We start from the raw sequence: 7,673 nt of genomic DNA, 5'->3' as shown, positions 1-7,673 counted from the left end.
CTCGCCATGTCGGGCGCTGACTTCATCGTGATTGACGGTGAACACGGCCCCATTGAGTTACGGGAGATACTGGCACTTTTGCAGGCGTGCGAACCACATCCAGCAACCCCTGTTGTGCGCGTGCCGTGGAATGACGAAGTGAGGATCAAGCAGGTCCTCGATCTCGGAGCGCAGAACCTCGTGGTTCCCATGTTGTCGTCCGCGGCTGAGGCTCAGCGTGCAGTGGAAGCTGTCCGTTATCCCGCCCCTCACCGCCCTGGCAGGCGTGGCGTGGGTGCAATGTTGGCGCGCTCGGCACGGTGGGGTGCAGTTGCCGACTACGTTGAGATTGCTGACTCAACAGTGAGTCTGACCGTCCAGATTGAGACGCCCCAAGGTGTGCGCAATGTGGAGGAAATCATTGCGACAGATGGAGTCGATGCTCTGTTTGTTGGACCGGCAGACTTGGCTGCTCAAATGGGCTACCCGGACAACTCTTCCCACGCCGAGGTCGTCGCCGCTGTCGACCATGTGGTGAGTGTCGCTGTTGAGGCGGGCATGCCGGTAGGCGTGAATGCGTTTTCACCCGATGACGCTGACCGCGTTTTGGATGCGGGTGCCAGCTTCGTCGTCACCAGCGCCGATGCTCTACTCATTGCTCAGGGAGCACAAGAACAGGTGGCCCGTATCCATCAACGGCACACGCGATCGTAGCGCGCTGTGTTGGACTAGCCCACCTTGGAAAGCCAGCGAACCGGTGCGCCTTCGCCTGCGTGGCGGAACGGTTCGAGCGCGTTGTCCCATTCCTGTCCAAGGAGGGCGTCCATCCGCTCTGCGAACAGATCTGGCCGACCGGCAGTAGTTTCCATCACGGACCGGATGCGGTCTTCGGGGACGACAATGTTGCCGAAGGCGTCGGTGATGGCGTGGTAGATGCCAAGTTCAGGTGTGTGGCTCCACCTTCCACCGTCGTGACCTTCGGACGGTTCTTCTGTCACTTCGTAGCGGACGTTGTCCCATCCGCGAAGCGCCGAAGCGATTTTGGCACCTGAACCAGCTGGACCTCGCCAGCAGATTTCGGCACGCAACAGTCCTGGTGCTGCCGGCTGGTCAGACCAGTCGAACTTAGCTTGAGCACCAAGAGCACCGCCTGCGGCCCATTCGATGTGAGGGCACAGTGCACGCGGTGCGGAGTGGACGAATAGTACGCCCTGAGTATTCATTGTTTCCTCCTTTGTGAATACGTCTTCCCCTACGATCCACAATGGAGGTTTGCTCATAGTTTAAAGCACGACTCGCGCGAACAAAAACGGACGCGGCTCTAAGCTTTGCTAATCTTGTCATTGCGCCCCTGTAGCTCAGCTGGTTAGAGCAGAGGACTCATAATCCTTTGGTCGTCGGTTCAAGTCCGACCGGGGGCACTTTTTGTGCCTACTTTTTTCTGCGCGAGGCGAGTCGGCTCAGAACTGCGCGAGCAGCGTCGACACACGCGAACCTGTCGGTGGTGAAGTACGTTTCAAAGTCGGTGCGTCCCTCAGCTCCAGGACGCGCCAACGGGCGCGCTGTGATCATCGCGGACCAGTCGGCGCTCACGACGACAGCCGCGTACTCGTCGCGAAGCGGGTCCGAGGAGTCTAGGGGTCCATTCATAATGTTCGAAAGGGTGGTCGCAACCGACTCGCCTGACACAGAAGCCATGACTCCCACCTCGGGAGACACACTTCGGATTAAATCGCCGATCGACGGGTCCAAGCACCCTTCAGAGGAGTGCACGGTGACAACAACCGCTGACGGGCCGGCGTGTTTGGCACGTTCAAGGAGTGCGCGGATCTCTTCTAACAAGAGGTCCTGCGACGTGATGAGTGGGTCGCGTCCTAAACCTTTACTGATGGAGTGCGGGGTCCCTTGCACTTGCTTATTGCGCGTGTAGTGCCCCGCCAAATAGTCTTCAGCAGCCATTTCAAGTGATTCGGGCTTTTCAGTTCCGGGTCCAAAGAACGGGCCACTGATGAGTCGCACTCCCATTTGCTCGGCCAGATCCACGTCGCGTTCGTTCTGCACGCCGCGCGCAAAGACGACTCCCGAGGTGCGTTCGATGTGGGATTGAAGGAGCCACGTGAGTTTGGAAAGGTATGAGCGGTCATCAATCGTCAGAACGTCCGGGTGAAGAGACACAACCGACGGGTTGATCAGCGGAATAAACGATAGCGATTCCAGGTCTAACCCGACGTTGCGGATACCAACGCCCCACCCCATTTGCCGAGCCGACCGGATTGAACGCAACACGGCGGCTGGGTTTTCGCGTACGCTTCGGTGATCAAGCATGAGGATCATCGAGCGTGCGTGAGAGTCAGGACGCTCTTCTAACGTGACGAGGGATTCGGGTTCAGCAGAGAAGAAAAGACGTGTGTTCTGCGTGATGCCTATGTTCTCAGCGTCACGAAGTCCAATCCCCCGCACTGATGAGTCGACGTCACCTGTGTGGTCAGACAGCTGGATCGCTTCACGCAAGAGGTCGCTGTCGTCGTTATCAGTGTCACGACGAAACGGGGCGACCACGTACCCACCGGGCGATCCGGTGGCGTTGTCATGAACGGGTTCGAACTTAGTTCCAATCAGCCCGTGTCGGATCAAATGTTCGAGATCGTCGGAATCCAACGTGCTTCTCCTCACGGTGTCGCTTAAGTGCGTAGGACTTGCGCGGGCCTTTGACGCGGGGTTCCTGAGGTCGTTGTCCGCGGGAACCGTATATATTGTCCCACAGGTTATGACTTAACGTGCTTTTTGCTGTTTCACCGTGTCATATATTCCGACACATCCGGCCAGTGCAACAATCAGGGAAATGACGGCAAATGAAAGAGCAAAAGTTCCGTCCCACCCCAAAGCTTGTTCAAATCCAAAGAAGACACCGGTGATACTGGCGATTCCAACCGCAGTACCCAAACGTTGTCCGGCCTGAATGACACCGCCTGCAGAACCTGCGTATGCCACGGGAACATCATTCAAGGAAAGTGTTTGGTTGGGAGTGATCACCACGCCCTGAGCACCGCCAACAAGTGTGAGCGGAACCATCATCCACCACACGCTCAGGTCATAAGCGTTACTGAGTAGCGCAATACTCGCCGTACCGATGAGCCCAACCAGCGCAACCCCAATGCCCATGACCACCATCTTTCGACCGTACGTAAAGACTCGTGAGCCTGCCCACCGGGACGTGAAAATCGACACGACAGCCGCTGGAAGTCCGAGAATCCCGGCTTCGAAAGCTGAAAAGTCGTGCCCTTGCTGAAGGAACACTGCAACGATCACCCACACGCTCGTCACACCAGTGAATTGCAACGTGATCAATAGAGTCCCGTTCGCGAAACTTGGGGTGCGGAACAGTTCCAAATCCACCATGGGTTCGCGGCCCTTTGTGGAATAGTGACGTTCCCATATTGCCCACACGGCGAACAGCATGAGACCTACAGGTAGCAGCAGATACGTGAGAGCGCTTTCGTGCTGCAGGAACGGCAACATGACGAACAGAATTGCCAGAGTGAAAATCACTGTTCCAACAGGATCAACATCCGGTACACCGGTACTGAGCGCGCGCCACGCACCTTTAGGGAACCACATGAACGCCAAGATGATCGCAAACACCACGATGGGCACATTGATGAGGAATGACGCTCGCCAACCCCACTCTGGGCCCAGCAAGGCGATCAGCACACCACCCAAGACGGGACCAATTGCGACCGAAACTCCCACTGTCGCTCCGAACAGTCCGAACGCAACACCGCGCTGTTTACCAGTGAAGAACTGTTGAATCAGTCCGACAGTTTGCGGGTTGATAAGCCCAGATCCCAGTCCCATGCCAACGCGCGCGAGGTTCAAAACCAATGTGTTTGGGGCCAGCCCCGCTACCAGCGACCCGGCACCAAACAGAACTAACCCGGCAATAAATAAACGACCTCGACCGTAGACGTCCCCTGCGCGGCCGGCCGGTACCAGAAAAACACCGAACGCCAGCGTGTAGCCTGCCAGCACCCACTGAAGGGCTGCGTTGGAAGCGCCGATTGTGGACTGCACAGACGGCAACACCACGTTGACGATCGAAACGCTGAGCAACGCCGCGAGCAACGGAACTAATGCGACCCCCAGGAGTCTGCGTTGCTCAAGAGTCATCTCACCTGAGCTCATGACTTTTGTCCGATGACGTCCCGGTAGATGTCTTCAAATGTGCTCACGGTGTGGCTGATGTCGTGTTGGCGGGCAATCGCTTGTGAGACTTCGCTCATACGGCCGAGGTCGTCCTTGCCAGCCGTGGCAAGTCGGGTAAACGCGGTTGCGAGTTCGGCGACGTTTCGGGGTTCGAAAAGGTAGCCGTTCTCGCCGTGGCGCACGAGGTGGGGCAGGGCCACCGCGTCTGCGAGGACAACTGGTTTGCCGGATGCCAACGCTTCGAGGGTCGCGATCGACTGCAGTTCCGCTGTGGAAGGCATGCAGAAGAAAGTGGCGTCCTGGTAGGCCTGTACCAGCTGTTCGTGGCTGACTTTGCCTGGCACGTTTACACGGTCGGCGATACCGAGGTCGCGGGCCTGTTGTTTGAGTGCGTGTTCCTGCTCGCCAGCCCCAATGATCGTGGCGTGGAGGTTCAATTCCGGTGAGGTGCGGGCGACTGCTGCTAGGAGGTCCTCGATGTGCTTTTCGCTTGAGAGGCGGCCAACGAACAAGACTGAAGGAGGGTGGTCCTCTGTGGGGTTGTCTTTGGGTGAAAACATTGAGAGGTCGATCCCACAGGACACTGGGCGGACGTGCCGGGTGAAACCGTTTTCAGCGAGGAGATCGGCGGCTAACTGGGTGGGAACGGTGAGGTAGTCCGCTTGTTCGAACTGGTTCTTCAGATCCCACCACGCCAGGCGGGTGCCCGCAGCGAGGACTGGGTCCGGTGCCGCAACATAGGGCTCTACGTTGTTGGGCATGAAGTGGTTAGTGGCGACCAGTGGGATGTTCCGGGCAGTTGCTTCAGCGATCGCATACCGGCCGATCACAAAGTGAGCTTGTGTGTGGATGACGTCCGGTTTGATTGTGTCGATGAGGTTTTTCACTGCTGGTTTGACCCACCACGGCATGCAGATCATCCAGGTGGGGTGCAACGGCCAGTGCCAGGACCTGATGTAGTGCACCCACACGTCTCCTGTGCGTTCACTTCGTTCATACCCCGAAGGTGACGGACAAATCACATGAACTGAGTGACCTCTGCTCGCTAAACCATGGGCGAGTCGTTCCGCAAAAACCGCTGCGCCGTTCACTTCAGGCGCATAGGTCTCTGCGGCCAGACAAATCGTTAAGGGCTCAGAAGCTGTTTGGTGCTCTTTCAGTTTCGCTCCCAGTTCGGTCGTCATGGTCGGGTCTCAATCTACATCACTTATATAGGTGAGTGCCCACAGATGCGGTACCACATGACTTTACGTTGTGAGGTGTTCCTTCAGTTCAGAGCGTCGCAACACGTCAGGGTGGTACTTGGATAGTACAAAAACCGCTCCACATGCGCTTAGCCCGATAACGCTCATGACGACCACGACCCACGCAGGTGCACCTGCTGCTTCTCCAAGAATCACGGCCCCTAAGAACACTGCAACGATGGGGTCGATAACGGTGAGGCCCGCGATTACGAGTTCGGGAGGGCCCGATGCATAGGCAGACTGGACAAAAATGGATCCAGCGAGTCCAGCTAACACAATGGCGGCGACGTTGAGCCACGTAATGCCGCCAATTCCAAAGGTCAGAAACTGCACTGAGACGACATGGGTGTTTGTGGCAACGCACGCGAACAGGATTCCGCCTGCAATGACGTAGACCAACTGGGGTGGGGCTTTTAGGACCAGCTTCACTAACGTGAAGACGGCGATAGATACGCCGGTTGCCCACGCAAGAGGCAGTGTCTCGGCACCCTGCTGCACGTGAGGTTTCGCCACCATTGCCGACATAAACACGAAAAGTCCCACGCCCACGGTGCACCATGCGACAGAGGCGATGATGCGTTTCGTGAGTTTGAGGTGTCTCGTTCGTTGAGCAATGAGCACTGAAATCACGAGTGAGATCGCGCCTACCGGTTGCACGACCATCACCGCCGCAAGAGCCAGGGACACCGTGCCGCAGATGACCCCGACTACTGTGATTGACATTCCCAGTACCCACGTGCGGTTTTTAAACATTCCCAGGAATGACTTGACACCGAACTTGGTGCCGGTGGCATGGGACTCGTTGACACCTCGGTGTTGGAATACCGCCCCGAATGCCAACGCCACGGCCGATACGACGGCGAGGCACAGTGCGATAGGAGTGGTATTCACAACGAATATCTTAAATGGGCGTTCCTGAGTGTTTGGTGACTGCTGTGTTGTGGCGACTGCTACTTAACGTCCATCACGCCACACAGGGGTGCCGACCAGGTGAGTTTTTGGGCCTGCTCAAACAGTGGGAGGGCTTTTTCTTGTATGTGGGCGGGAATTTCGACGGCTTTACGTTTGTCCATGTCAACGTGGAGGAGCACGGTTTCAAATACCATTGCAAGTTTGTCGCGTTCGCGGTCGAGAACGAACACTACGAGGTGCACGCCTTTTGTTCCGAGTTTGACGGGGTACACGTGGCCGGTGAGGCGCTCGCCGAGCCTCATTTCCGCTAAGTACCGCAGATGGTGTTCGACAGTGAAGAGGGAGAGGCGGTTTTCTTCGCGGTAGGTACTGTCGAACCCGGCTTCTTCCATTACGGCCAGCGAAGCCAGTGATGCCACGTCGATGTAGTGACGGATGTTCATGTGTTCGTTGTGGTCGATCCACTCTTCTGGCACGCGTAGGTCTGCGTGTGCGGGAAGTTCCATGACTTGGTCGAAAGTGGGGAGCGTCATTACTTTTCCTTTCGAGTTCCTCGTTTGAAGCGTCGAATATTGCGTGCGCTTTGGCGCTGCTTGCGAGTCTTTCATCGCTGGTCTGGTTCATTCTGTTTAGCCCAGTGGCTTCCAGTATATGAAGCAGTATATGAAGCCAGGGCACTTTGATGTCCTTGTTATTCCAACGATTGCTCGTTCCGTTGTTGTTCAGTACGCCGAGCTGAACCAACCGGGGCACGAGAGCCAGAATGGCCCAAGCTAGAACGGCCTCGTATTGCGCTGTATTGATTTGGGCGATCGGGTTTCGACGGTCCCGGTCGGTGAGTTCTGCTTGCAAGGCTCTAATCAGAGTGGTCCTGGTCAGAATGGTGGTGGTTCTTCGCTTGGTTCCCAGGGGCGGGTGTCACCAGTGAATACCTCCCCTGCACCATAACCAGTCCCGGGTTCAGAGCGGCACGTGGTTTCGTTTTCGGTTGTTAGGTATTGGTTGATGGTGTGGCTGATGTCTTGGTTACCGGTGTCGAAGTACTCGAGTAAGCGTTCGTACTGGAGTTGGTTGATCCGTGATTCTGGTGGGTAGACCAGCATGGCTCCAATCCGTGGGAACACCCACGCTAGGGAACCGTCGTCCATCTTGTCTACGCGGAGTCGTTTTTGGGTTTTTTCCTGATGATGTCGCTTACACAACGGGTGCAGATTCTCCATCACCGTCAATCCCCCGTTTTCAGGGTCTTCGTGGTTGAACGGTTCGATGTGGTCTTTTTCGCATACTCTGGCAGGTGTGGCACACCAGGGGGCACTGCAATCAGGGTGCCTAGCC

General features: G+C 56.7%; 8 protein-coding genes and 1 tRNA gene. 2 read left to right on the top strand and 7 right to left on the bottom strand.

Annotated elements, in window-relative coordinates:
* Window positions 1-693, top strand: a 693-nt coding sequence (locus tag QP868_RS11725; RefSeq protein WP_284926749.1) for an HpcH/HpaI aldolase family protein, incomplete at its 5' end; no start/stop codon positions are given.
* A 14-nt stretch (window positions 694-707) separates the two neighbouring features.
* On the opposite strand, the gene QP868_RS11720 is transcribed toward QP868_RS11725, so the two are convergent.
* A complete protein-coding gene (locus tag QP868_RS11720; RefSeq protein WP_284926748.1) occupies window positions 708-1,202 on the bottom strand; it encodes a DUF3145 domain-containing protein in 495 nt (164 codons plus the stop codon).
* Between the two features lie 124 nt (window positions 1,203-1,326).
* On the opposite strand from QP868_RS11720, the gene QP868_RS11715 reads away from it, so the two are divergent.
* Window positions 1,327-1,400 (top strand) — tRNA-Ile (locus QP868_RS11715).
* A gap of 10 nt (window positions 1,401-1,410) precedes the next feature.
* On the opposite strand, the gene QP868_RS11710 is transcribed toward QP868_RS11715, so the two are convergent.
* The 6 genes from QP868_RS11710 to QP868_RS11685 form a co-directional block, all read right to left on the bottom strand.
* Complete coding sequence (locus QP868_RS11710; RefSeq protein WP_284926747.1) at window positions 1,411-2,637, bottom strand: EAL domain-containing protein; 1,227 nt, start codon at window positions 2,635-2,637, stop codon at window positions 1,411-1,413.
* A 114-nt stretch (window positions 2,638-2,751) separates the two neighbouring features.
* Window positions 2,752-4,146, bottom strand: a complete 1,395-nt coding sequence (locus QP868_RS11705) for an MFS transporter (protein ID WP_284926746.1) — start codon at window positions 4,144-4,146, stop codon at window positions 2,752-2,754.
* Between the two features lie 11 nt (window positions 4,147-4,157).
* Window positions 4,158-5,366 (bottom strand): glycosyltransferase, encoded by a 1,209-nt coding sequence (locus tag QP868_RS11700; protein WP_284926745.1) that lies wholly within the window; start codon window positions 5,364-5,366, stop codon window positions 4,158-4,160.
* Window positions 5,367-5,429: 63 nt separating this feature from the next.
* Window positions 5,430-6,317: a DMT family protein gene (locus QP868_RS11695; protein ID WP_284926744.1), complete on the bottom strand. Its 888-nt coding sequence runs from the start codon at window positions 6,315-6,317 to the stop codon at window positions 5,430-5,432.
* A gap of 59 nt (window positions 6,318-6,376) precedes the next feature.
* A complete protein-coding gene (locus tag QP868_RS11690; protein WP_284926743.1) occupies window positions 6,377-6,871 on the bottom strand; it encodes a thioesterase family protein in 495 nt (164 codons plus the stop codon).
* 342 nt (window positions 6,872-7,213) lie between these two features.
* The coding region (locus tag QP868_RS11685) for an HNH endonuclease signature motif containing protein (protein ID WP_284926742.1) at window positions 7,214-7,673 on the bottom strand (460 nt) is incomplete at its 5' end.

Source organism: Brevibacterium sp. UMB1308A (assembly GCF_030230605.1).
GTDB lineage: Bacteria > Actinomycetota > Actinomycetes > Actinomycetales > Brevibacteriaceae > Brevibacterium.
The sequence above is the reverse complement of the archived record's forward strand: the minus strand, read 5'-3'. Positions and strand labels throughout refer to the sequence as shown.